This is a genomic window from Actinoplanes utahensis, assembly GCF_016862455.1.
GTDB lineage: Bacteria > Actinomycetota > Actinomycetes > Mycobacteriales > Micromonosporaceae > Actinoplanes > Actinoplanes utahensis.
In genome coordinates, this window is record NZ_BOMZ01000001.1 from 15,032 (window position 1) to 38,230 (window position 23,199).

General features: G+C 71.7%; 19 protein-coding genes and 1 pseudogene. 7 read left to right on the plus strand and 13 right to left on the minus strand.

Annotated features, from left to right (window positions below; all coding sequences use genetic code 11):
• Window positions 1–29: 29 nt before the first annotated feature.
• Genes dctP through Aut01nite_RS00090 form a run of 3 tightly spaced genes read right to left on the minus strand, consistent with a single transcriptional unit; the run spans window position 30 to window position 2,935 of the window.
• Complete coding sequence (gene dctP, locus Aut01nite_RS00080) at window positions 30–1,064, minus strand: TRAP transporter substrate-binding protein DctP (protein ID WP_052164065.1); 1,035 nt, start codon at window positions 1,062–1,064, stop codon at window positions 30–32.
• A 33-nt stretch (window positions 1,065–1,097) separates the two neighbouring features.
• Window positions 1,098–2,378 carry a TRAP transporter large permease gene (locus tag Aut01nite_RS00085; protein ID WP_043528062.1) on the minus strand — a complete coding sequence of 427 codons (1,281 nt, stop codon included), beginning with the start codon at window positions 2,376–2,378 and terminating at the stop codon, window positions 1,098–1,100.
• The gene (locus Aut01nite_RS00090) at window positions 2,375–2,935 is read right to left on the minus strand and encodes a TRAP transporter small permease (RefSeq protein WP_043528063.1); all 561 of its coding nucleotides are present in this window, start codon (window positions 2,933–2,935) and stop codon (window positions 2,375–2,377) included. The genes Aut01nite_RS00085 and Aut01nite_RS00090 overlap by 4 nt, the downstream gene beginning before the upstream one ends.
• A 418-nt stretch (window positions 2,936–3,353) precedes the next feature.
• Here Aut01nite_RS00090 and Aut01nite_RS00095 point away from each other — a divergent pair, with 418 nt between their 5' ends.
• Window positions 3,354–4,163: an IclR family transcriptional regulator gene (locus Aut01nite_RS00095; RefSeq protein ID WP_043528065.1), complete on the plus strand. Its 810-nt coding sequence runs from the start codon at window positions 3,354–3,356 to the stop codon at window positions 4,161–4,163.
• A gap of 73 nt (window positions 4,164–4,236) precedes the next feature.
• On the opposite strand, the gene Aut01nite_RS00100 is transcribed toward Aut01nite_RS00095, so the two are convergent.
• Together Aut01nite_RS00100 and Aut01nite_RS00105 are read right to left on the minus strand one after the other, a co-directional pair.
• Window positions 4,237–5,994, minus strand: coding sequence for a thiamine pyrophosphate-binding protein (locus Aut01nite_RS00100; RefSeq protein ID WP_052164066.1), 1,758 nt, complete (start codon window positions 5,992–5,994; stop codon window positions 4,237–4,239).
• Window positions 5,991–7,481 carry an aldehyde dehydrogenase family protein gene (locus Aut01nite_RS00105; protein ID WP_063958812.1) on the minus strand — a complete coding sequence of 497 codons (1,491 nt, stop codon included), beginning with the start codon at window positions 7,479–7,481 and terminating at the stop codon, window positions 5,991–5,993. The genes Aut01nite_RS00100 and Aut01nite_RS00105 overlap by 4 nt, the downstream gene beginning before the upstream one ends.
• A 182-nt stretch (window positions 7,482–7,663) precedes the next feature.
• Between Aut01nite_RS00105 and Aut01nite_RS00110 the strand changes: the two genes are divergently transcribed.
• Window positions 7,664–8,842, plus strand: coding sequence for a CaiB/BaiF CoA transferase family protein (locus tag Aut01nite_RS00110; RefSeq protein ID WP_052164068.1), 1,179 nt, complete (start codon window positions 7,664–7,666; stop codon window positions 8,840–8,842).
• A complete protein-coding gene (locus tag Aut01nite_RS00115; protein ID WP_043528066.1) occupies window positions 8,839–9,651 on the plus strand; it encodes a citryl-CoA lyase in 813 nt (270 codons plus the stop codon). Before Aut01nite_RS00110 ends, Aut01nite_RS00115 begins: the two co-directional genes overlap by 4 nt.
• Window positions 9,652–9,724: 73 nt before the next feature.
• On the opposite strand, the gene Aut01nite_RS00120 is transcribed toward Aut01nite_RS00115, so the two are convergent.
• The 4 genes from Aut01nite_RS00120 to Aut01nite_RS00135 form a co-directional block, all read right to left on the minus strand.
• Window positions 9,725–12,505 carry a TIM barrel protein gene (locus Aut01nite_RS00120; protein ID WP_063958810.1) on the minus strand — a complete coding sequence of 927 codons (2,781 nt, stop codon included), beginning with the start codon at window positions 12,503–12,505 and terminating at the stop codon, window positions 9,725–9,727.
• 233 nt (window positions 12,506–12,738) lie between these two features.
• Window positions 12,739–15,522: an FAD-binding and (Fe-S)-binding domain-containing protein gene (locus tag Aut01nite_RS00125; RefSeq protein WP_043528068.1), complete on the minus strand. Its 2,784-nt coding sequence runs from the start codon at window positions 15,520–15,522 to the stop codon at window positions 12,739–12,741.
• A 156-nt stretch (window positions 15,523–15,678) separates the two neighbouring features.
• Window positions 15,679–16,332, minus strand: a complete 654-nt coding sequence (locus Aut01nite_RS00130; RefSeq protein ID WP_043528069.1) for a response regulator — start codon at window positions 16,330–16,332, stop codon at window positions 15,679–15,681.
• A gap of 80 nt (window positions 16,333–16,412) precedes the next feature.
• Window positions 16,413–17,501: a sensor histidine kinase gene (locus Aut01nite_RS00135; RefSeq protein WP_043528071.1), complete on the minus strand. Its 1,089-nt coding sequence runs from the start codon at window positions 17,499–17,501 to the stop codon at window positions 16,413–16,415.
• 172 nt (window positions 17,502–17,673) lie between these two features.
• On the opposite strand from Aut01nite_RS00135, the gene Aut01nite_RS00140 reads away from it, so the two are divergent.
• The 3 genes and pseudogenes from Aut01nite_RS00140 to Aut01nite_RS44700 all read left to right on the plus strand — a co-directional run.
• Window positions 17,674–18,015 (plus strand): DUF6223 family protein, encoded by a 342-nt coding sequence (locus tag Aut01nite_RS00140; protein ID WP_043528072.1) that lies wholly within the window; start codon window positions 17,674–17,676, stop codon window positions 18,013–18,015.
• A gap of 87 nt (window positions 18,016–18,102) precedes the next feature.
• Window positions 18,103–19,140, plus strand: a complete 1,038-nt coding sequence (locus Aut01nite_RS44170) for a hypothetical protein (protein WP_052164069.1) — start codon at window positions 18,103–18,105, stop codon at window positions 19,138–19,140.
• 65 nt (window positions 19,141–19,205) lie between these two features.
• Window positions 19,206–19,433 (plus strand): annotated as a pseudogene (locus Aut01nite_RS44700) (DUF2750 domain-containing protein); the annotation flags it as partial.
• Between the two features lie 191 nt (window positions 19,434–19,624).
• On the opposite strand, the gene Aut01nite_RS00150 reads toward Aut01nite_RS44700, so the two are convergent.
• From Aut01nite_RS00150 to Aut01nite_RS00165, 4 genes are all read right to left on the minus strand, one after another.
• Window positions 19,625–20,794 carry an epoxide hydrolase family protein gene (locus tag Aut01nite_RS00150; RefSeq protein ID WP_043528074.1) on the minus strand — a complete coding sequence of 390 codons (1,170 nt, stop codon included), beginning with the start codon at window positions 20,792–20,794 and terminating at the stop codon, window positions 19,625–19,627.
• Window positions 20,795–20,990: 196 nt separating this feature from the next.
• Complete coding sequence (locus Aut01nite_RS00155) at window positions 20,991–21,335, minus strand: MOSC N-terminal beta barrel domain-containing protein (RefSeq protein WP_052164070.1); 345 nt, start codon at window positions 21,333–21,335, stop codon at window positions 20,991–20,993.
• 29 nt (window positions 21,336–21,364) lie between these two features.
• A complete protein-coding gene (locus Aut01nite_RS00160) occupies window positions 21,365–21,865 on the minus strand; it encodes a nuclear transport factor 2 family protein (RefSeq protein ID WP_052164071.1) in 501 nt (166 codons plus the stop codon).
• Complete coding sequence (locus Aut01nite_RS00165; RefSeq protein WP_043528075.1) at window positions 21,862–22,398, minus strand: carboxymuconolactone decarboxylase family protein; 537 nt, start codon at window positions 22,396–22,398, stop codon at window positions 21,862–21,864. Before Aut01nite_RS00165 ends, Aut01nite_RS00160 begins: the two co-directional genes overlap by 4 nt.
• 113 nt (window positions 22,399–22,511) lie before the next feature.
• On the opposite strand from Aut01nite_RS00165, the gene Aut01nite_RS00170 reads away from it, so the two are divergent.
• Window positions 22,512–23,138 carry a CGNR zinc finger domain-containing protein gene (locus Aut01nite_RS00170; RefSeq protein ID WP_063958811.1) on the plus strand — a complete coding sequence of 209 codons (627 nt, stop codon included), beginning with the start codon at window positions 22,512–22,514 and terminating at the stop codon, window positions 23,136–23,138.
• The last annotated feature ends 61 nt before the right edge of the window (window positions 23,139–23,199 follow it).

The following is a 23,199-nucleotide window of genomic DNA, read 5'->3' on the forward strand; positions in this document are numbered from 1 at the left end:
CCGGCGGATCGCCGGCCCCGGCGTACCGATCAGGCCGATGCTCGGATGCTCTTGTAGAGCTCCAGGTTCTCACCGGTGAAGTGGGTGTTGAAGAAGGCCTCCGCCTTGCTGATGAACGCCGCCCGGTCGACCTGGTCGATCTCCACCACGGTACGGGCGGAGTCGCCGCGCCAGCCGTCGAGGACCTTCCCGGTCTCGTCGTCGACGCACTTGCGGTTCTCGGCACGGATGTCGTGGATGGCCTTGAACAGCGCGTCCTTCTGGGGCCGGCTCATCTTGTCGAGGGTCTTGTCGGAGACCACCACGTAGTGGGCGCCGACCTGGTGGTCGGTGAGGCTGGCGACCTTGAGGATCTCGTCGAACTTCTGGGCGTGGGTGGCCACGACCGGGTTCTCCTGGCCCTGTGCCACACCCTGCTGCAGGGCGAGGTAGAGCTCCTCGACGGCGATCGCCACCGCGTCGGCGCCGAGCGCCTTGGCATTGGCGAGGAACTGCGGGGTGTTCGGGAAGCGGACCTTCAAGCCGGCGAGGTCCGCCGGTTTGCGGATCGGCTTGGTGGCGGTGAACGTCCGCATGCCGAAGTACCAGGCGTCGACGATGGTGGTGTCGGTCGCGGTGTTGAACTCGGTGAAGAAGTCCTTGCCGTTCCGATCGATCCACGTGAAGAAGTGGTCGACGTCGTTGAAGGCATAGGCCGCGTCGAGCACGCCGATCTGCGGGAAGGCGGTCGACATGGCCGAGCCGCCTTGGAGGTCGATGTCGATGTCACCGGTCTGTACGCTGGCGAATCGCTCGGCGTCCGGGCCGAGCTGGCTGTTGGGGAACATGTCGATGGTGAGGCCGAGGTTCTGCGCCTCGATCCGTTCCTTGAGCAGCTTCATTCCGCAGTAGAAGTTGGGTTGCGCCTCCGGCTGCGAGCTGCCGATCTTGAGGGTCAGTGCGGGGTTGTCGCCCTCGGCTGCGGGGGTGTTGCCGGCCGTGGAGCAACCGGTGGCGAGCAGGAGTGACAGGGGCAGGGTGAGCGCCGCGGTGATTCGGCGCCACCCAACTGGACGTTGGCGCATGGTGTCTCCCTTTCGGATGGGGCGGCGATGCGGTCAGAATCCGAGCAGGTGGGGAAGCCACAGCACGAAGCCGGGCAGTGCCGTGACCAGGACCAGTACGGCGACCAGGGGGACCAGGAACGGGATGATCCCGTGGAACACCTCTTCGACGGGTCGTCCGGTCACCGAGGCGGTGACGAACAGGACGCTGCCGACCGGTGGCGTCAGCAGCCCGATCATCAGATTCATGATCATGACGACGCCGAAATAGACCGGGTCGACCCCCAGGCCGACGGCGACCGGTAGCAGCACCGGCACGAGCACGAGGATGGCGGCCGTCGCGTCGACCACGGTGCCGAGGATGAGCAGGACGACATTGACCATGATCATGAAGATCCACGGTTCGGTCGACACCGACGTCACCAGCTCCGCCACGTCTCGCGAGACGTGCGCGCGGGTCAGGATCAGCCCGAGCAGAGCGGCCGAGCCCAGGATCAGTCCGATGCCGCCGGTGATGACCGCCGTCTCGCGCAGCGACTGGATCATCACCCGGAACGTCAGGGTGCGGTAGAGGAGGCCGAGCACGACCATCAGGAGCACGGCCACCGACGCGGCCTCGGTCGGGGTGAAGGTGCCCGACAGGATGCCACCAAGCAGGATGACCGGGACGAACGCGGGGCCGATGGTGGCGATCGCCGTGCTGCGCAGCCGCGTGCGGTCGAACGGCACGGAGGTGACATCCGGGCGGCGCGCAGTCCAGAGGAAGACGTACACGCAGAGGCCGGCCGCCATGAGCAGCGCCGGGATGATCGAGGCGGCGAAGAGTGCCCCGGTCGAGACGGTCGCCGTCGCGGCGTAGATCACGGCCGGGATACTCGGCGGCATGACCGGGCTGATCAGCGACGACGACGCGGTCAGACCGGCGGCGAATCGGTACGGGTAGCCGGCCTTCACCATGTGCGGGACCTCGATCTTGCCCAGTCCCGCCACGTCGGCGAGCGCCGAGCCGCTCATCCACGAGAAGCCCACCGCGGTGCCGATGTTGACGTACGCGAGGTTGCCCCGGATGCGGCCCAACACCGCCAGGCAGAAGTCGTAGAGCCGGTCGGCGACGCCGAGGCGGTTGGCCATGACGCCGACGAGGATGAACAGCGGGACCGCGAGCAGCGGGAAGCTGTTGAGGCCGTCGAAGGTGGTCTTCAGGGCGAACCCGCTGGAATTCCCGTCGGCCAGCGCGTACCACAGACAGGGGCCGATGAAGGCGAGCCCGACCGGCACCCTGAGCAGCAACAACACGATGATGGCGACGCCGACCATCCAGAGCTCGAGGATCATCGGGCCTCCGCCGCGTCGAAGAATCCGTCCGGCCGGCCGGCCAGGAAGATGCGGACGATCGCCCGCACGGCGCCGGAGAGGAAGCCGGCCAGCGGCAGCGTGTACAGGATCCAGAGGGGGATCTCGAGGGCGGCGGTCCGCCGGTCCGGATAGGCCAGGATCAGCTCCCACGCCTCCCACACCATCAACGCGCAGATCACCGCCGTGCACGCCGCGGAGATGACCTTGACGACCGTCAGGGCACGGCCTTTGACGGCATAGTCGATGATCTGGATGACGATGTGGCCGTTGTTGCCGATGAGGTACCCGACCATGATGAACGTCAGCACGATCAGCGAATAGTTGGCCAGTTCGCTCACACCCTGCCAGTTCAGGGCCGGCACATAGCGGCTGATCACCTGCCAGAGGACGCTGAGGAAGATCGTCGCCACGGCGAGGCAGGCGATCCCGAGCTCGGCCGCCGCCCAGGCGCGCAGGATCCGTGGCTCACGCCACGGTGGCTCCGGCTCCGGAGGGCGCGGCGGGGCGTCCGGGGAATCGACGGGTTCGGCGGTCATCGGCCGTCGTTCCCAGCACATGCTCCGGCCGCCGGCAGCGCGGGCCGGTCATGCGGGACGGGGGTGGTCAACAATGCGCCCTCGCTTTCAGGTTCATGTCCGTCGCGACACGAGGTGCCGCGGCGATGCCGCTGTTTCGATGACCGGAATCGGGCTTGGTGATCCGGGCTGGGCCTTCACGGCGGGTGCGATCCCGGAACAGCACCCGGACGGGACCTTCACCCGGGTGACCACCAGCCGGACCAAATAGACCGCTGCGTGGACTAGGTGTAAGGTACGGGCGGCCCCCGTTCCTGGCAAGGGCCTGAGTCCGGACCGTTACGGATGAGCGAAACGAGAGCCCCGGAGGCGAGAACGGGGGCGATGCAGGAAGGATGGTCAGCGGACCGTTCCCGCGACCCGAGGAGAGTGCAGAACCGTGGACGCGCCCCCCACCCGCAATGCCGCGGCCCAGCCGTCCGCGGCGGAGTCCGCCGACCAGCAGGGCGTGCGCAGCGTCCAGCGGGCGCTGGGCATCCTCGGCCTGCTGACCGACGACCGGCCCACCGTCTCGGTCCGCACCATCGTGGAGGAGACCGGCCTGGCCAAGACGACCGTGCTGCGGCTGGTGTCGACTCTGGAGCAGAGTGGCCTGCTCTGGGCCACCGGCAGCGGCTACATGGCGGGACCGGGACTCTGGCGGTGGGCGCATCTCGCCCGGCGCAGCTGGGAACTGCCGCCCGAGACGCAGCGCGACATGCGGGAGCTGGCCGCGCGCCGCCGCGAGACCGTGAACATGTACGTGGTTCGCGACATCTACCGCGTGTGCGTCGCCCAGCAGGAGAGCCCGCAGCCGCTGCGGCACGTCGTCCAGGTCGGCGACGAGCTGCCGATGTGGGCGGGCGCCTCCTCGAAGGTCCTGCTGCGCGACGCCGCCGACGGGCTCCTGGAGCGGATCGCCAGGCAGTCGCCGCACGGCCCGCAGCACGCGGCGACCATGCGCGCGTGGATCGGCGAGACGGCCGCCAAGGGGTACGGGGAGAGCCACGGCGAGCGCGAGGCCGGCCTGTCCGCCGTGGCCGTTCCGATTCTCGGGCAGTCCGGCAGCGTCGTCGCCGCGCTGGCGCTGAGCGGTCCCACCGTCCGCTTCACCCCCGAGCAGGTCACCGCGTTCGCCGACGACCTGCGGCAGGTGGCGGCGCGGATGGCCGACCGCGGTTTCGACCGCCCGTTCGGCAGCGCGGGCTGACCACTCCCCCGTCCCGGTCCGCACGGACGGCCTCGCCTTCCGGCGCCGGCCACGGGAGCCGGCACCTCGGGAGTCACTCGAAGACGCCCTGGTAGATGTCCTTGATGTTCCAGTGCCCCGGAGTCGGCACCGGTTCGTTGACCATCGGCACGTCGATGACCGCCGGCCGGCGCGCGGCGAGGGCGGCCCGCAGGGCGTCACCGAAATCGCCGGCGCTGGTCACGGCGTAGCCGTCGGCGCCGCAGGCGCGGCCGAGCGCGGCGAAGTCCGGGCTGTACGGTTTCCCGTCCGGACCGGTGAAGTCGCAGCCGTAGCTCTGCCCGAAGTGGGCGGCCTGCAGGTCACTGATGGTGCCGTGGGATCCGTTGTTCATGACCACGAAGATGACCGGGGCGCCCTGTTCGACCGCCATCGGCAGCGCCGGGAGCTGGGCGCTCATGCCGCCGTCACCGATCAGGGCGACCACGGTACGGCCGGGCCGGGCGATCTGCACCCCGACCGCCGCCGCCGGGCCGAAGCCCATCGTCGAGGCGCCCCCCGGCGTGATGAACCGCCCCTCGTCCGGCAGTTCGTAGCACTGCGCGACACCGTTCTTGTTCCAGCCCACGTCGGTGACCAGGACCGCGTCGGCGGGCAGGATCGAGCGCAGGTCGGTGAGGATGCGTTCCGGGCGCAGCGGGAAGTCGTCGCCGGCTCCCCGCTCGCGGCTGCCGGTGAACAGGGCGCGGCGGGCCGCGGTGATGGTCTCCCGCAGCCCGTCCCGCTGCCGGGGCCGCGGGTGGCGGGCGCGCACGGTGGCGTCGATCGCCTGGACGGCCTGGGCGACGTCGGCGACCGCACCGACGGCGACCGGGTAGTTACGGCCGATCTCGGCGGGGTCGATGTCGATCTGGATCAGCTTGCCGGGCGGGAATCCCCAGGTGTAGCGGGGATCCCAGGAGCTGGCGTCGGTCTCGGCGAAGCGGGTCGCCAGGGCGAGGACGACGTCGGCCTCGCGGGTGTGCTCGTTGGTCGTCGCCAAGCCCCAGAAGCCCGGCATGCCGAGCAGCAACGGGTGGCTGTCGGGCAGGGTTCCCTTGGCCATCAGCGAGTGGACCACCGGGATGTCGAGATGCTCGATCAGGGAGCGCAACGCGTTCAGGCCGGGCCCGCGGCGCAGCCCGCCGCCGAGATAGACGAGCGGTCTGCCGGCGGCGAGCAGCATGTCGGCGATGCGTTCCGCGACGTCGGCGGGCAGGGCCGGGCGTTGCGGCACGGCGAGCGGGCGGGTGCTGCCGGTGTCGGCCGGCACCGGGCGGGAGAAGTGGTCCATCGGCACGCTGAGCAGCACCGCTCCCGGACGGCCGGACGCCGCGGTCCAGAAGGCCCGTTCGGTGAACCGGGCCAGGTCCGCGGCCCGGTGCACCTGCCAGGCCCGTTTGACGAAGGGCCGGTAGATGGCCGTCTGGTCGGCGTCGGCGTGCAGGTTCACCTCCTGATGGGGGTGCCGGCCGTGGTAATAGGACGGGATGTCACCGGCGATCGCCACCAGCGGCACCGAGTCGAGCGCGGCGGTGAGCACGCCGGTGACCCCGTTGGTCAGGCCGGGCCCGACGTGCATGAGCACCACGCCGGTGCGGCCGCTGGCGCGGGCGTACCCGTCGGCGGCGTGCGCGGCGGCCTGCTCGTGGCGGGCGATGACGAACCGGATGCCGCTGCGCCCGATCGCGTCGAGCAGCGCGATGTTGGTGTGCCCGCAGGTGCCGAAGACGTACTCGACACCGTACGACTCGAGCTGGGCGACCATCGCCTCGGCGGCGGTCACGGTCTTCTCGTCCGATCCGATGGTCATCGGGCGTCCTCCTGGTCGCCGAAGAGGGAGATGCCGCGCAGCATCAGGGTCTTGACGACGGTGTAGTCGTCGATCATCCAGCGCGGGGACTCGCGGCCGAACCCGGAGTCCTTGACCCCGCCGAACGGGACGTGGTCGAGCCGGTGGTTCGAGGACCCGTTCACGATCAGCCCGCCCACCTCGAGCTCCCGCCATGCGGTGACGATGCGCCGCACGTCGTGCGTGAACAGCCCGGCCTGCAGGCCGTAGCGGCTGTCGTTGCAGGTGGCGAGCACGTCGTCGAAGTCGTCGAACGGCCGGACCGCGACGGCGGCGCCGAACACCTCCTCGCGGACGAGGCGGGCGTCCGGCGGCGGGGACGCGACGACGGTCGGGATCACCGTCGCTCCGTCGCGGCGGCCCCCGATCGTGATGGTCGCGCCGGCAGCCGCCGCCTCCCGCACCCACGAGACGACCCGTTCGGCCGCGTCGTCGTCGACCATCGAGCCGACGTCGGTGGCCGCGTCGAGAGGGTCACCCACCGTCAGTCTCCCGACCGCCGGGGTGAACGCGTCGAGGAACTCCTCGTACCGACTGCGGTGCACGTAGACGCGCTGCACGGAGATGCAGCTCTGTCCCGAGTTGCTGTAGCCGGTGGCGGCGCAGATCCGGGCGGCGGCGGCGATGTCGGCGTCCTCGCAGACGATGGTGGCGGCGTTGCCGCCGAGTTCCATGACCAGGCGTTTGGCGCCGGCCGACCGGGCCACCGCCGCACCCGTCGCGGGACTGCCGGTGAAACTGATGACGCCGACCTCGGGCGCGGCGCTCAGGGCCGCGCCGACCGCGCCGCCGCCGTGCAGCACCTGGACCGCCTCCGGTGGCATCCCGGCGTCGAGGAGCAGCCGGACCACCGCCGCCGACGACGCGGGGGCCTGTGGCGGTGGTTTCACGATCGTCGTGTTGCCCGCGGCGAACGAGGCGGCGAGCTTGTGGGCCAGCAGGTTGGCCGGCGCGTTGAACGGGGTGATCGCGAGGGCGACACCGACCGGGGCGCGGTGGGTCAGAGCGGTGTCGCCCACGCCGCGGGCCCAGCCCGCCACCGGCAGGACCTCCCCGCCGATCCGGCGGGCCTCGGCGGCGGAGACCGCGAAGGTGTCGGAAACCCGGTCGATCTCCCCGCGCCCGTCCTTGACCGGTTTGCCCAGCTCCAGCGCGAGCAGCCGGGCCAGTTCGTCGCGCCGGGCCAGCGCCTGGGCCGCGGCGCGTTCCAGCACACCGGCGCGGGCCGCGGGCGACATCCGGGCGACCGCCGTGGCGCCGTGGCGCGCATATCGCAGGGCCGTCTCGACGTCGCGGTCGTCTGCCTGCCGGGCGGTGCTGACGACGGCCCGGGTCCAGGGGCCGACGCGGTCCGCCCGCGGTCCGTCGCTCGACCACTCGCCGGCGACCAGGCATCCGACCGTGACGGGCGCGTCGTCCGGGGCGGCACGGCCAGGGCTGTCAATCATCGGCACTCCTCCGAGCGAACCGCTTGGTAGTCCATATGGACCACCCTGTGGACTAGGTGTAACGTACGGGCCGCGGAGACCCCCTGGCAATGGCCGGCTCCGCGGTTCTGTTCCGGGGAAGTGGAAGCCGCCTGACCGCCATGCCGGGCTGCTCGCCCGATGACGACCGAGGGGCACGCCTCATGGATGACGACCGACCGTTGCACGGCGTCCGGATCCTGGACCTGACCAACGTCCTGGCCGGCCCGTACTGCAGCTATCACCTGATGCTTCTCGGCGCGGAGGTCGTCAAGATCGAGAGGCCCGGCGACGGCGATCTGGCCCGCCGGCTGGGCCCGGAGCCGGGCTTGAACCGGGCAGCGATCGGAGCCTCCTTCCTCGCCCAGAACGCGGGGAAGAAGTCCGTCGAGCTCGACCTCAAGGAACCCACCGACCGCGCCACCTTCGAGACGCTGCTCACCGGCGCCGATGTCCTGCTGGAGAACTTCCGGGCCGGTGTCCTGAGCCGGCTCGGATACGGCTGGGACGTGCTGCACCGGATCAATCCGCGCCTGGTGTACTGCGCCATCTCCGGCTTCGGGCAGACCGGGCCGATGCGCCGGGCGCCCGCGTACGACCAGATCATCCAGGGCTTGTCCGGCATGATGAGCGTCACCGGCACACCCGAGACCGCCCCGCTCCGGGTCGGGTTCCCGGTCTCGGACACCATCGGCGGCCTGGTCGCCGCCATGACGATCGCCGCCGCGCTGGCCGGGCGGTCGAGGACCGGCAAGGGCGTGTGCCTGGACGTCTCCATGTTGGAGACCTCGCTGTCCGCGATGGGATGGGCCGCATCGAACTTCCTGGTCAGCGGCGTCCCACCGGAGCCGATGGGCGACCAGAACGCCACCGCCGCGCCCTCGGGCACCTTCCATGCCGCCGACGGGCCCCTCAACATCGCCGCCAACCGGCAGGAGCAGTTCGCGACCCTCTGCCGGCTCATCGAGCGCCCCGGCCTGCTCACCGACAAGCGATTCGCCGACCGTGAGGCCCGCAAACGACATCGGGCGGCGCTCAACGAGGAGATCAACTCAGCCCTGCGCAGCCGATCCGCCCTCGAGTGGGAACGCGTCCTGTCGGCGGCCGGCGTGCCGGCGGCCCGCATCCTCACCGTCGCGCAGGCGATGGAACTCGACCAGCTGAAAGCCCGCGGTTTCCTCACCGACCTGGACTTCCCCGGCGACCCGGACCGGACGTTGCGGGTCACCGGCAACGGGGTGCTGGTCGACGGCGAGGCCCTGCGCCCCCGGACGCCGCCTCCACTGCTCGGTGAGCACAACCACCTGTTCAAGACCACCACCGACGAGGTGACGGCGCCATGAGCCGGGATCAACCCGAACCGACCGTCCGGGATGTGTCCGACTGGTGGGCGACGAGCGTCTCGCGTGTCGAACCCGACCGCATCGAACTGCGCGGGCATCCGGTCCAGGACCTGATCGGCTCGATGAGTTTCGCCGGGATCATCTGGCTCATGCTGCGCGGCGAGACGGCCACGCCGGGCCAGGAGCGGCTGCTCGAAGCGGCCCTGGTCTCCTCGGTGGACCACGGGCCGCACGCACCGTCCATCGCGGTCGCCCGGATGGCGGCGACCTGTGGGATCGGCCTCAACAACGCCGTGGCCACCGGCGTCAACCTGCTCGGTGACGTGCACGGCGGCGCCGGCGAACAGTGCATGGCCCTGCTGGACGACGTCCGGCGCCTGCACCGGGACGGCGTCGGCCTCGCCGTCGCCGCCGAGACGACCGTGGCCTCCTGGCGGGCTCGCTCGAGATACCTGCCCGGCTTCGGGCACCGGTTCCACTCCGTGGACCCCCGCCGGGACCCCCTGCTCGGTCAGGTGGAGCGAGCGGTCGCCGACCGCGTCGTCGACGGCTCCTACCTGCGCGCCGCGCACGCCGTCGAACGGGTTCTGGCCGAGGGCCGCGCCCGGCCCGTGCCGATCAACATCGACGGCTGCACCGCCGTCGTCTACGCCGAACTGGGTTTCCCGCCGCCGCTGGCCCGGGGCTTGTTCGTCCTCAGCCGCAGTGTCGGCATCCTCGCCCACGCCTGGGAGGAGACCGGGCAGGGCCGCCGCAACAAGGGCCCGATGCCGCCGTCCATCCTGCCCACCTTCACCGACGGCGCCTGACGGCGTCGGGATCCCCGGCGGCGCCACCTCCGCCATCGGCCGTCACTCCCTTCCGCGGCGCCCGCCGGTTCGGCTATGCCGCGTCGGCCGAATCCGGGTTCGCCGGCACGCCGTCGAGGCGGCGGCGCGCCGCGGCCACCGCCAGACGGGCATGCTCCTTCGCGCCGATCTGCGCCACCAACTGCGCCCGGGGGATCTCCAGGGCGTACGGGATACCGGACGGCAGAGCAGCCAGGATCCCGCCGACGTCGATGCCGCCCTCGCCGGGATAGAGCCGTTCGAACCGCGCGGTGTGGATCAGCTCCTCCCGGCCGGCCGGCACTCCCGGCGGCGCGTCACAGACGTGGGCGAAGTGGAACCACTCGGCCGGCAGCTCCCGCAGATCGGCCACGCTGGAGCCGGAGCGGGCGAAGTGCAGCAGGTCGATGAGGACGCCGGCGTTCGGCTGATCCGCCGACCGCAGAACCCGGGTCGCCTCCGTGAGATCCGGTGTCTCGGTCCACGAGGGGAACTCCAGGTCCATGGTGAGGCCGAGCGGACGGGCCATCTGGCACAACTGCGCGTACCGGTCGATCTTGCGGTTGCGGTCCGGGTCCGGCAGCTGGACGATGACATGACGCGCGCCGAGTTCGGAACCGGCCTCCAAGAAGCGCTGGAAATCCCGAGGATCCTCGTCGGGGCCGATTCTGGCCAGCTCGATGTCGAGCACCTCGACCCCGGTCGCCGCCAGGCGGATCTTCGTCGTACGCATCAGCGCGGGATCGGTGGCCAGCGGATAGTGCGGCTCGACCGGCGTCACCCGGGTCAGGCGCAGGCCCACATACCGGTAACCGGCGTCCGCGGCCGCCTCGACCAGTTCCGGTGGGGACAGGCTCAGCGCCGTCAGGTGGGCGAGTGAATAGTCGTGCTCACGACCGTACGCCCGCCGTGGGGTCTCCCTCAGTCGCCGCAGGCGGCGTTGGCGGTGAGCGGCCATCCGCACCGGCGCGCTGCTCGCGGCACCGAAACCGGCGTAGTCGCCGATGCGCTGCACCACCTCGAAGAAGAGCCGGGAGCCGAGCATCTCGGTGTAGAAGTGCAGGTACTCCCCGCCCGCGTCGCAGTCGTAGAGGATCGAGTGCTCGCGCAGCGTCGCGAGCAGCTCCGGGTCCGGGGCGAGCCGGGCGTCGAGGTCGTCGTAGTAGTTGTGCGGGATGCGCAGCACCGGCGCGCCGCGTTCCCGCATGGCCCTGGCGGCGGCGATCACGTCGCTGCTGGTGAACGCGATGTGCTGCGGGCTCGGCACGACGGGCGCCCAGGAACCGCGGCGCAGCGGCGCCGTGGTGAGGGTGATCCGGACAGTGCGCCCGGGGTCGGTGGCGGACCGGCTGCGGAGGAGGCCGAAGGGGGCGGCGAGCTCCGTCGTCTGACCCGCGCGCAGGCCCAGCACCGTACGGTAGAAGAGCGCGACCTGGTCGAAGTCGTCCACCGGCTCGGTGAGAGCGATGTGGTCGGTTCCGGTCACCAGGCCCTCGGTGCGGGTGCCGCCGTCGACGGCCTCGAAGTCGGCCGGCCAGCCGTTGCCGTCGGCGCCCGCGCGGCAGAAGAAGACCGCCATCCCGTCGGGAGCGGCCACCGAGCTGAGGTCGGCCTCCCCCGGTTGACGCACCCGGGGCAGCACCGGAGCGAGCAGGCGGTCGGCACGCTCGGCCGAACTCGCGGGATCGCTGCTCTCCAGCCCGAGGGCGCAGATCGCCGCCGTACCCGGCTCCACCGTCCGCTGCGACGCGAAGTTGAGCAGAATCCGGGCACCGTCCTGCTGCCACAGCTGCACCGGCTTGGAACGATGCGCCCCGGTCCGGGCGAAACCGAGCGCGGTCAGGGTACGGGCGACGACCGGGCCGGAGACGTCGTCGACCGCCAGTTCGGTGAACAGGTGGCCGCCGAGGCGCGGAGCCGGGGGCAGGCCCGGTGATCGCAGCCGCCGCCGCGCGACGGGCGGGCCACCGGTGCTGACCGACTCCTGCAGGGCGAGCAGCGAGCGCATGCCGTCGATGGCGGCGTGCCGGGGATCGGCCTGGCGGTAGACGTCGTTGAACACCTCGAGCGAGAACGGGCCGTCATAGCCGGTGGCCAGGACGTGGCTCACGAAGCCGGTCAGGTCGAACGAGCCCAGGCCGGGAAAGAGACGGTGGTGCCGGCTCCACTCCACCACGTCCATCTTCAACCGGGGCGCGTCGGCCAGTTGCAGGTGGAACACCTTCGCGCCGGGCACCACCCGGATCCCGGCCGGATCGTCTCCCCGGGACAGCACGTGGAAGCTGTCCAGGCACAGACCGAGGGCCGGGTGGTCGGCATGCCGCACGATCCGCCACGCGTGGGCGTACGTGTTCACGAACCGGCCCCAGGCCAGCGGCTCGTACGCGATGCGCAGCCCGCGAGCCGCGGCCCGCCCGGCCAGCTCCCGCAGTTGATCGGCGGCCAGTTCGTCGTCGTCGACGGCGTCGGCCGATTCCGACGACGTGACGAGCATCGTGCCGGCGCCGAGTCGTTCCAGGACGCCGAGCTTGTGGTCCGCGCGGCGCAGGTTGGCCCGGAAGGTGTCGGGCGCGACGGCCTCGAAGTCGCGGAAGGGCTGATAGAGGTCGATGGTCAGGCCGCGGCGTGCGCATTCCTGCCGGACTCGCGCCGGTGACCATGCCGACGCGATGAGGTCGCTCTCGAAGATCTCGATCCCGTGGAAGCCGGCGGCCGCGGCGGCCGCGAGTTTGTCCTCCAGGGTTCCGGACAGGCAGGCGGTGGCGATCGTCAGGTGCGGGCCGGTGGACGGTACGGCGGCCTCGCCCCGGGCGGCATCACGGTCAGCGATCAGCATGGTGCACTGCCTTCCTCGACGGCTTCACCCGGCTTCGCGGACGGGTTCAGCGATGCGCCTGATGGGACCAGGGAAGGTGTACGCCGCCGACGGTCCCGCACCACAGGCGTCACCGTCGGCCGCTATGTATGTACTAGTTAGTTAGTTATACGCGCGGAGCGCCGACGGAGGAAGTACCTCCGTCCATCTCGGCGTTCGAGCGGCCTACACCGGGATCGACCCCGCGCGCGGGGTCAGCGGCGTTGTCCGAGGCGTTCCTGGAGGAGCTGGACCAGGTGGACGCCGGAGACACCGGCCAGATCGTCGGCCTGCGTGCGGCAGGAGAAACCGTCGGCGAGCAGGATGTCGCCGTCCTGCGCCTGCGCCAAGGCGGGCAGCAGCTGCTGCTCGGCGACCTGCACGGACACCTCGTAGTGGCCGCGTTCGACGCCGAAGTTGCCGGCCAGGCCGCAGCAGCCGCCGAGGCGTTTGACCGTCGCGCCGGCCTTCTTGAGGAGTCTGGCGTCGGCGTCCCAGCCCATGACGGCGTGGTGGTGGCAGTGGGGCTGGGCGATGACCCGTACCCCGTCGAGGTTGGGAGGGGTGTAACCGGGAGTGGCGGCGAGCAGCTCGGCCACCGTCATCGTCGCCTTGGCGACTTCGCGGGCCGCCTCGTTGTCGACGAGTTCGACGGCGTCCTGGCGGAGCACGCCGGTGCAGGACGGCTCCAGGCCGACGATCGGGATGCCCTGCTTGACGGCTTCGTGCAGTTCGGCGACGGTGCCGCCGAGGATGCGCCGGGCCGCGTCGAGCTGGCCGGTGGAGATCCAGGTCAGGCCGCAGCAGGCCTTGCGGCTGGAGATCTGCGGGGCATAACCGGCGTCGACCAGCACGTCCACGGCCGCCTGGGCCACGGCGGGCGAGAAGTGGTCGGTGAAGCTGTCCACGAACAGAACGACCGGCTTACCGCCCGTCACCGGCGTGAACCCGGACCGGAACGTCTTGTCGGCGAAAGCGGGGATGCCACGTCGCTTGTCGACGCCTGCCGCATAGAGCGCCAGGCCCCGGAACCCGGGCAGGCGCATCATGAAGTTGGCGAAACGCGGCATGAGCGCCGCGACGTTCGACCACCGGGGCAGCCAGCCGAGCGAGTAGTGCGACCGCGGCCGCACCCGGCCCTTGTAGCTCTGGTGCAGCACCTCGGACTTGTACGCTGCCATGTCGATACCGGTCGGACAGTCCGACGCGCACCCCTTGCAGGACAGACAGAGATCGAGCGCATCGTGTACGGCCTCCGAGCGCCAATCCGGCGCCAGGTCCCCGTCGAGCATCTCCTGAAGGACACGCGCCCGCCCGCGGGTGGAGTCCTTCTCGTTCTTGGTGGCGAGGAACGACGGGCACATCACCCCGCCGAGGACGGTGGTGTCGACGCGGCACTTGCCGACGCCGGTGCACCGGTGCACGGCCTGGTTGAAGTCGCCGCCGTCGTGGTGGTACGCCAGGGCCAGCGGCACCGTCACCTTGCGCGCCTGCGACACCCGGATGTTGGCGTCGACCGGGTCCGGGTCGACGAGGTTGCCGGGGTTGAGCAGGTTCCGCGGGTCGAAGACGCCCTTGATCTGCCGGAACAGGTCGATGGCCTCGGGCGAGTACATCCGGGTGAGCAGCTCGCTGCGGGCGCGGCCGTCGCCGTGCTCGCCGGACAACGAGCCGCCGTAGCTGACGACCAGGTCGGCGGCGTCCTCGAGGAACGCGCGGAACAGTCTCGGCCCGTCCGGCTTGTCGAGCGGGAAGTCGAGGCGCACGTGCACGCAGCCGTCGCCGAGGTGCCCGTACGGCATCACGGACAGCCCGTGCCGCGCGGTCAGCGCGTCGAAGTCGCGCAGGTAGGCGCCGATCCGGGCGGGCGGCACCGCGGCGTCCTCCCAGCCGGCGTGCGCGGGCAGCCCGCTCGGCGCCCGCCCGGCGAGGCCGGCGCCGTCCTCACGGATCTTCCACAGCGGGGCGGCCTCGGCGGTGTCCTCGACGATCCGGTGATCGACGGCCTCGGCGGCGGCGACGAGCTTGGTGACCCGCTCGCGGACCTCGTCGGCGTCGTCGCCGGCGATCTCGACCATCAGCCAGGCGGTGCCGCCGGGCAGCGGCGGAACCGCGCCGGGACCGCGCCGGGACCGCACCACGTCGCAGATGCGGTGGTCGAGGCCCTCACAGGCGGTCGGGCTGAACTCCAGGATCTTCGGGATGACGTCGCCGGCGGTGCCGAAGTCGGGGTAGCCGAGCACGATCAACGTCCGGTACGCCGGGTCGGCGACCAGCCGGACCGTCGCCTCGGTGACGATCGCCAGAGTGCCCTCGCTGCCGACCAGGAACTCGGTGAGGTTGAACCCGTTCTCCGGCAGCAGGTGCTCGACGGCGTAACCGGAGACCTGGCGGCCGAAGGTGGCGAACTCGGTGCGGCCGATCGCCAGGTTCGCCCCGATCACGTCGCGCAGCCGGTCCACGGCCTTCGACTGCGACAGCTCCTCGCCGTCGATCGTGTACGCCTTGAGGCCCAGCGTGTTGTCGGAGGTCCGCCCGTACCCGAGAGTGCGGGAGCCGCACGAGTTGTTGCCGATCATGCCGCCGATGGTGCAGCGGGTGTGCGTCGACGGATCCGGGCCGAACCGCAGCCCGAACGGCTTCGCGGCGGCCTGCAGCACCGCCTGCACGGTGCCGGCCTGCACCCGGGCCGTCCGCGCGTCCCCGTCGACCTCGATAACCCTGTTCATGTGGCGGCTGAAGTCGAGCACGATGCCGGGGCCGATCGCGTTGCCGGCCACCGACGTGCCGGCGCCACGGGCGGTGATCGGGACGCCGGTCTCGCGGCTCACCGCGAGGGTGGCGAGCACGTCGTCGTCGTGGCGCGGGCGGACGATCGCCTGCGGCACCACCCGGTAGAGGGAGGCGTCGCTGGAGTAAGCCGACCGGTGCGCCGCGTCGGTGAGGATGTCGGTGACACCGGCCGCGCGCAGGCGGGCGGTCAGATCGGCACTGGTCACGCGGTCTCCAAGGCTGTGTTCGTGCTGTTTCCGCCTTGGGCATCGTGCGGCGGTGAACGCGCTTCGGACGTCGCCGCCATGGTAATCCGCCCCGGATCGGGGCTCGCACGCCCGCCGGAGGCGCTGTGAGATCACTCGCTTCGGTGGCCGGCCCGGTCAGCGGCCGCGCGGGCGGACGAGGCCGGACTCGTAGGCCATCACCACCAGCTGCGCGCGGTCGCGGGCGCGCAGCTTGGTCATCGCCCGGTTGACGTGGGTCTTCGCCGTGATCGGGCTGATCACCATGCGGGCGGCGATCTCGTCGTTGGACAGGCCGTGGGCCGCCAGGGCGACCGCCTCCCGCTCCCGGTTGGTCAGCTCGCCGAGGGCGGCCGGGGCCGGCGGCTCGGTCACGAACCGGTCGATCAGCCGGCGGGTGATCGACGGGGCGAGCAGCGCGTCACCGCGGGCCGCGACCCGGACGGCGTGCAGCAGATCCTCCGGCTCGATGTCCTTGGTGAGGAAACCGGCCGCGCCGGCACGCAAGGCGTGGAACACGTGCTCGTCGAGGCCGTAGTTGGTCAGCACCACGACGTGCACCCCGGCCAGCGCCGGGTCGGCGGCGATCCGGCGGGTCGCCTCGATGCCGTCGGCCACCGGCATCTGGATGTCGACGAGCGCGATGTCCGGCAGGTGCCGCCGGGCCTGCTCCACCCCGGCCGGCCCGTCGCCCGCCTCGGCGACCACCTCGATGTCGTCCTCGGCGTCCAGCAGCGCCCGGAACCCACTGCGGATCAGCGGCTGATCATCGACGAGCAGCACCCGGATCACGGCAGCCCTCCCGCCGCTCGTCCCACTCGTGGTCCCGCCGGTCGGCCCGCCGCTCGGCCCGTTCGTCGGCCCGCCACCGGTCATGACGCGCCGGCCAGCGGAAGCTCGGCGTGGACCGTGAAACCGCCCTCGTCGCGGGGCTCGGCGCGGAGGGTGCCGCCGAGGGCGGTGACCCGTTCCCGCATGCCGAGCAGGCCCACGCCCGGCTGCGGCGACGCGGGCCCGGCGGCGCCGTCGTCGTCGACCCGGATCCGGACCGAACCGGGGCGGTAGTCGATGGAGACGGTCGCGGAGCCCGCGGCGGCGTGCCGGACCACGTTGGTCAGCGACTCCTGCACGATCCGGTAGCCGGTGCGGTCCACCGCCGGCGGCAGCGCGCCGGGATCGCCGGTGGTGGTCAGCGTGGCGTTCACGCCCGCCGCACGGACACCGTCGAGGAGTCCGGGGACGTGCTCCAGCCCGTACCGCGAGAAGTCCCCGTCGTCGCGCAGCACCGTGAGCGTCTCGCGAAGCTCCCGGGCCGCTTCGCGCCCGGCATCGCGGATGGCGACGAGCGCGTCCGGCACCGGCTCACCCCTTTTCCGAGCGAGATGTACGGCCACCTCAGCCTGTAGTTTGATCACCGAGATCTGGTGTGTCAGGGAGTCGTGCAGCTCCCTGGCGATGTGCAGCCGCTCCTCCCCGGCCCGGCGCAGAGCGCTCTGCTCGCGGGTGCGTTCCGCCTCGTCGGCGCGGCGCTCCGCCTGCCGCAGCGCCTCACCGGCGGCCCCCGCCGCGATCAGCCACGCCAGTTCCAGGACGCCGCGGGAGCTGGTCGCGGGCAGACCGGACGCCATCGCGGCCAGCGGCAGCGCGGCCAGCATGAGCACGCTCGTCGTCACGGTGGCGGCCCGCTCGCCCGCGCGCATCGCCGCGTAGACCGCGACCAGATAGGCCACCGCGAACACGTCGAAACCGGCCGTCTGATAGCCGACGGCACACAGCCCGGTGGCGATCAGCACCGCGACCGGGAACCGCCGCCGCCACGCCAGCGCCAGCCCACCGGCGGCCAGCAGCACGCATCCGGCGATCGCGGCGCCGTTCCCGGCCGGCCGCGCGGACAGCCCGGTGATCAGCAGGATCGCCGCCACCCCGGCCGCGATCAGCCCGTCCCGGACATCGAAGCGCATGCGCCGACCCTAGCCTTCTCTCTCCGCCGCCGGATCCTCCCGGAGCGGCAGCCGACTACCGCATCCGCAGCAGTCGGAAGAGACCACGCCCGCACGACGCGCGGCAGCGGTCCCGGCGGCCACGATTCATCCCGACCCGTCGTACTCCCCACAGCCTCTTGGAGGAACCGTCATGATCGACACCTACGCCGTGGCCGGCACGGCCGTGACCAGCGGGCGCGTCCTGGGCGCCGTCGCCGCACTGATCGCCCTGGCCGGGGTGATCGTCGCGGCGGTGGCCGTGATCCGCCGCCGGCCCGGTTCCCGCGGACCGGGACTGGCCTGGGCCGCTGGCGTGATCGGCATCGTGGTCGGCGCCTTCGTGGTGGGCACCGCCGACGGCGGCCCGGGCACCGGCAACGGCATCGTCGGCGGTTTCGCCGCGATCGTTCTCGGGGTGCTCGCCATCGCTCTCGGCACCGTCGCCCATCGCTCGCATGCGCACGTTCCCACATCTGAGCGCTTTCGGTCATGACCGCTATTGGCAGCGCACCGATCCATCGATACGCTCCGTGCTCGTAACATGCCATGGGGGTCGCCATCGATGCCGCAAGGAGAATGCGTGGGCTCGGACGAGAACGGCCTGAGAGTGGGCCGTTACGTGGACCACCGTACCGCGAAACCGGAGACCGGCCCGCCGGGCGTCACGCTGCCGAACATCGCCGATTACTGGCCGGACGCCCCGCACCGGCGGCTGCAGGACGGCGCGGCCTGGCAGGCGTTCCTGCCGCTGTCGGCGTTCCATTCGGACACGGACGCCGGCCGGCCCACCGACGTCCCGCCGGAGCGCCGCTGGCTGCAACGCCCGGTCGTGCTCACCGGGATGACGGCCATGCTCGTCGTCGCCGGCACGGTGCTGCTGGCCCGGCCCCTCGCCGACTCCGAGATCCGGCAGCAGGCGGCCGCGACACCGCCCCCGCCACCCGCGACCATCCCCCTCGAACCCGCGCCGTCCTCCTCCCCCGCACCGCTTCCGCCCCCGCCGTCGGTCGTCACCCCCAGCCCGCCGCCGACCACCCCACCGCGGAAGGCGGTGCGCAGCGCCCGTTTCGAGTTCGTCTCCGGCGTCACCGAACTGACCGTCCGCATCGCCGGCACCGGCGACGCCCCCTTCCGGGTCGCCGCGCCGCTGGACGCCGCCGCCGCCACCTTCGGCGACGGCGTGCTGCGCGTCGACGTGAACCGGGCCGGTTCCGCCCCGAGCACCCTCGAAGTGCTGCTCAGCGACCGGATCACCTGGCACCTGCGGATCGGCGCGGGGGTGCGGACCCTGAACCTGGACACCACGTCCGGCGCGATCAGCCGCATCGACCTCGACGGCGGCGCGGAGACCACGAACCTGTCGCTGGGCCGCCCGTCCGGCGTACTCCCGATCCGGATGACCGGCGGCGTCAGCATCTGGCGGATCCGGACCACCTCCCGGATCCCGGCCCGGGTCACCATCGGCGACGGCGCCGGGAACGTCACCCTGTACGGCGACAGCAGCGGCGGCAAGGGACCCGGCTCGGTCGTCGAGTCCGGTTCCCTGGGCTTCGGCCCCGGCCTGGCCATCGACGCCTCCGGCGGCCTGGGTTCCCTGGAGGTCACTTCGCGCCGCTGACCGCACCGTCCGTCACCACGCCGGCGTGGCCTCGTTCGCCGTCGGCGCCGTTGTTCTCGGCGTTCATGAGCCGGAGTGGGAGCCAGGCGGCGGCGTTCTTCACGGAGGTCGCCCGCCGTCAGGTCGTCTGGTTCGTGCGGAACGACCAGGGCAGCCCGGCCCCGATGACGGACAGCGGGAGCCGGGCGATGCCGTACTGGTCCTCCGCGGCCCGGGCCCGGCGCGCCGTCACGGTGTGGGGCGGTGACCTGCGCGTCGCCTCCATGACGCTGCGGAGATGGCGCGAGGAGGACCTGCCCCGGCTCGCCGAGGAGGGCCTTCGGGCCGGGATCAACTGGACCGGCCGCGCCTCGTCGGCGAGGACTTCACGGTCGCCGAGGTGCTCCGCCGGCTCGATCGAGCCCTTCCGGAGCCGGGCCGGTGACGCCCCTGCCGGCGTCTCCGGACCCGGCCCCGAGTCAGGTCAGGTGGGCCGGCGCAGAGGTCACCCGAGCTTCCGGAAGAACGTCCGGATGTCACTGACCAGGAGTTCGGGCGCCTCCATGGCGAGGAAGTGGCCGCCCTTGCCGAGTTCGGTCCAGTGCACGACGTGGTGGTCACGCTCGGCCCACCGCCGGATCGTGGTGTCGTGACGGGACACGAGGACACCGGTGGGCACGGTGCCGCGCCCGAAGGCAGCCGGGTCCGGCTCGCCGTCGTCCGGTGAGCTCGCGGAGAACTCCTCGTAATAGATCTGGGCGGCGGAGGCGGCGGTGCCCGTCAGCCAGTAGATCGACACGTCGGTGAGGATGCGGTCCCGGTCGATGCTCTCCTCGGGCAGGCCCTCCTCCGGATCGGTGAGCTCCTTGAACTTCTCGATGATCCAGGCGAGCTGGCCGACCGGGGAGTCGGTGAGGGCGTACCCGACGGTCTGCGGACGTTTGGCGTTGCACTGCAGATAGCCGTCGTTGAAGTTCTGCATGCGCTGCCAGCGCGACTGTTCGGCGTCGCTGAGGCCGTCCATCTCCCCGTCGGCTCCGACCGGGAAGGTGACCAGCGCGGTGAGGTGGACACCGGTGGCCCGTTCCGGGTCCCGCCGGCCCACCCGGGCGCCGATCCAGGCGCCCCAGTCGTAGCCGTGTACGCCGTACCGGTCGTACCCCAGCCGGTCCATCAGCGAGGCCAGGATCCCGGCCATCCGGTCCGCGTTCATGCCCGGCCCCGCCAGTGGGGTGGAGAACCCGAACCCCGGCAGCGACGGGATCACCAGGTGGAACGCGTCGGCGGGGTCGCCGCCGTGGCCACGCGGATCGGACAGGGGCCCGATGACGTCGAGGAAGTCCGCCACGCCGCCGGGCCAGCCGTGCAGCAGGAGCAACGGCGTCGCGTCCGGCTCGGGCGAGGGCACGTGCATCAGGTGCAGGTTCTGCCCGTCGATGGTGGTCAGGTGCTGTGGGTACGCGTTGAGCGCCGCCTCCTGAGCCCGCCAGTCGTACCCGGTGCGCCAGTGGTCGGCGACCTCCCGCAGGTACTCGACGGGAACTCCGCGGCTCCAGCCGACCCCGGGCAGTTCGTGCGGCCACCGGGTGTCGGCAAGGCGGGCCTTCAGGTCGTCGAGCTGCGACTGCGGGATGTCGATACGGAACGGGCGGAGGCCGGGTCGGCTGTTCGTCATGCGGGCCACGCTAGGAAACGATCAGGACACCTCCTGTCCTGAATCGCCTACGGCGGCCGCCTGCTTCCGGTCCGCGGCACTTCTCTCACACCATGCCTCGGTACGGGCCACGCAAGCGTCCCGTGCCTCGCGGCGGCAACGGCAGGCGTCCCCTTCCGACCGTCCCCCGGCTGCGGGCCATGCATGCCCGCCCCGGTCACCCCCGGCTGGTGGTGGGGGCGACCAGGAGGTTGCCGATGTCGAAGCGTTCGGGGCCGGCGTAAGCCCGCGGTCGGGCGGCGTCCCCGGCTCGCTGGCGGATGAGTTCGGCGGCGCCGACGGTGTTCCGCGGGTGGCCGGCCACCCGCGGAACACCGTCGGCGCCGGTGCTTGCCGGCAGGGTGAGCAGCCCGGGCCGGGTGCGCCCGGTCAGCGGGCCGCGCGGGCCTCGGACGTGCACGAGACGGTCACCGTACAGGCCGTCGGTGGTGACGACTGCTTGCTGGAGCCGCTCCCCGGCCAGGGACTTGACCGGGTAGCGCCACAGCGCCGCGACGTGCATGAGGACTCCTGCCGGTCGGGCCGCTGTGCTCAGCGCAGCGGCAGGACGCTGTCGCGTTCAGACGCGGGGCGGGCGCCGTGGATGCGCCTCTCGTTGACGTCGATGCGGACGTCGTTGATGCCGGCCTCGCGTCGGCTCATGTATCCGGCAGCGTCGAACTCCCAGTTCTCGTTGCCGTAACTACGCCACCACTGCCCTGTCTCGTCGCGCCACTCGTACTGGAAGCGGACGGCGATCCGGTCGGCGGTGAAGGCCCACAGGCTCTTACGCAGGGCATAGTCGCGCTCGCGGGCCCATTTGCCGGTGAGGAACGAGACGATCTCCTCGCGGCCGGTGAGGAACTCGTCGCGGTTGCGCCACTGCGAGTCCGGTGTGTAAGCGGCGGCGACGCGCTCGGGATCGCGGCTGTTCCAGGCGTCTTCAGCGGCCTGGACCTTGGCCCGTGCCCCGGCCTCGTCGAAGGGCGGCAGCGGCGCACGAGGGGTTACGGCAGCCGGTCCGAGGGCTGCTGCTGTCGTGGTCTCGGTCATGCGGTCACGACCGGAAAGTCGATGTCGACGGCGGCGGCCTTGTTGAAGTAGTTGGTCAGCACGTTGAGGCCGACGTGACCGATGACCTCGGCGATCTCCTCGTCGCCGGCTCCCGCGGCGCGCACGGCGGCCAGGTCGTCGGCGCTGACGCTGCCGCGTGTGGTGTTGACGGCGACCGCGAAGGTGAGCAGCGCGGCGATCTTCGGGTCGTCGTTGTCGCCTTCGCGGGCGGCGGCGATGTCGTCGGCGGACAGTGCGGCGGCGTGTTCGGCGAGGTAGGAGTGCGCCGAGAGGCAGTAGTCGCAGGCGTTGCCCTGGGCCACGGCCAGCGCGAGGCGCTCGCGGGTGGCGGCCTTGAGCGTTCCCTTGCTCAGCGCTGCGGACAGGGCGAGGTAGCCCTCGAGCAGGGCGGGGGCGTTGGCCATCGCCTTGGTCATGTTCGGGACGACGCCGAGGCCGCGCTGGACGGCGGCGAGCAGGTCGGCGGTCTTGCCGGTGGCGGTGGCCGGGTCGATCAGGGGCAGGGTGCCCATGTGGTGCTCCTCAAAGCGAAGGCAACATGTTCTAACGCCGACGGCGTGTCGCTGCCGTTAGAAGTTGTAGCAGACGAGTTCTCACGCCGGCAAGCCGGTGTTACCGTTAGAACATGGATGAGGGACACGTCGACAACGTGCCGACGGTGCTCGTGCTGCCGACCGAACCCCGGCCGGTCCGCTTGATGAACACCATCTGGGCCGACCGCCACGGCGTCCACGAGGCACTCACCACCCCCGCCGACCTGGCGCAATGGCTGACGGCGACAGGGCTCACCCACGCCGAGCCGGTGGTGACGGCCACCGACCTGCACACCGCGATCACCCTGCGCGACGCCCTGCGACGCCTGGCCGCCCTGAAGACTCGGGACACCCGGCCCACGGCCCGCTCCCCGATACGCGACGTCGGCGCCGCCGTCCACGTGGTCAACGAAACGGCAGCCGCCGGCCCCTGCCGTGACACCCTGGACGTCCTCGGTGACCAGCTACGCCTACGCCCCACCGCGCCCACCGCGGACCCGACCGTCGCCCTGGCCACCGTGGCCGCCGAAGCCATCACCCTGCTCACCGCACCCGACGCCGTCCTGAACGCCTGCCACGCCCCCGGCTGCGTCCTCTACTTCGCCAAGGACCACCCACGACGCGAATGGTGCTCCACCGCCTGCGGCAACCGAGCCAGAGCCGCCCGCCACTACCGCCGCCACCGCCCCACGTCCGACTCCCCCACCGAAGCCCCCTGACACCCGAACCCGCACGTCGACCGCCGCACTGACATTCGACTGGCGCACTCGCTGACAGTTG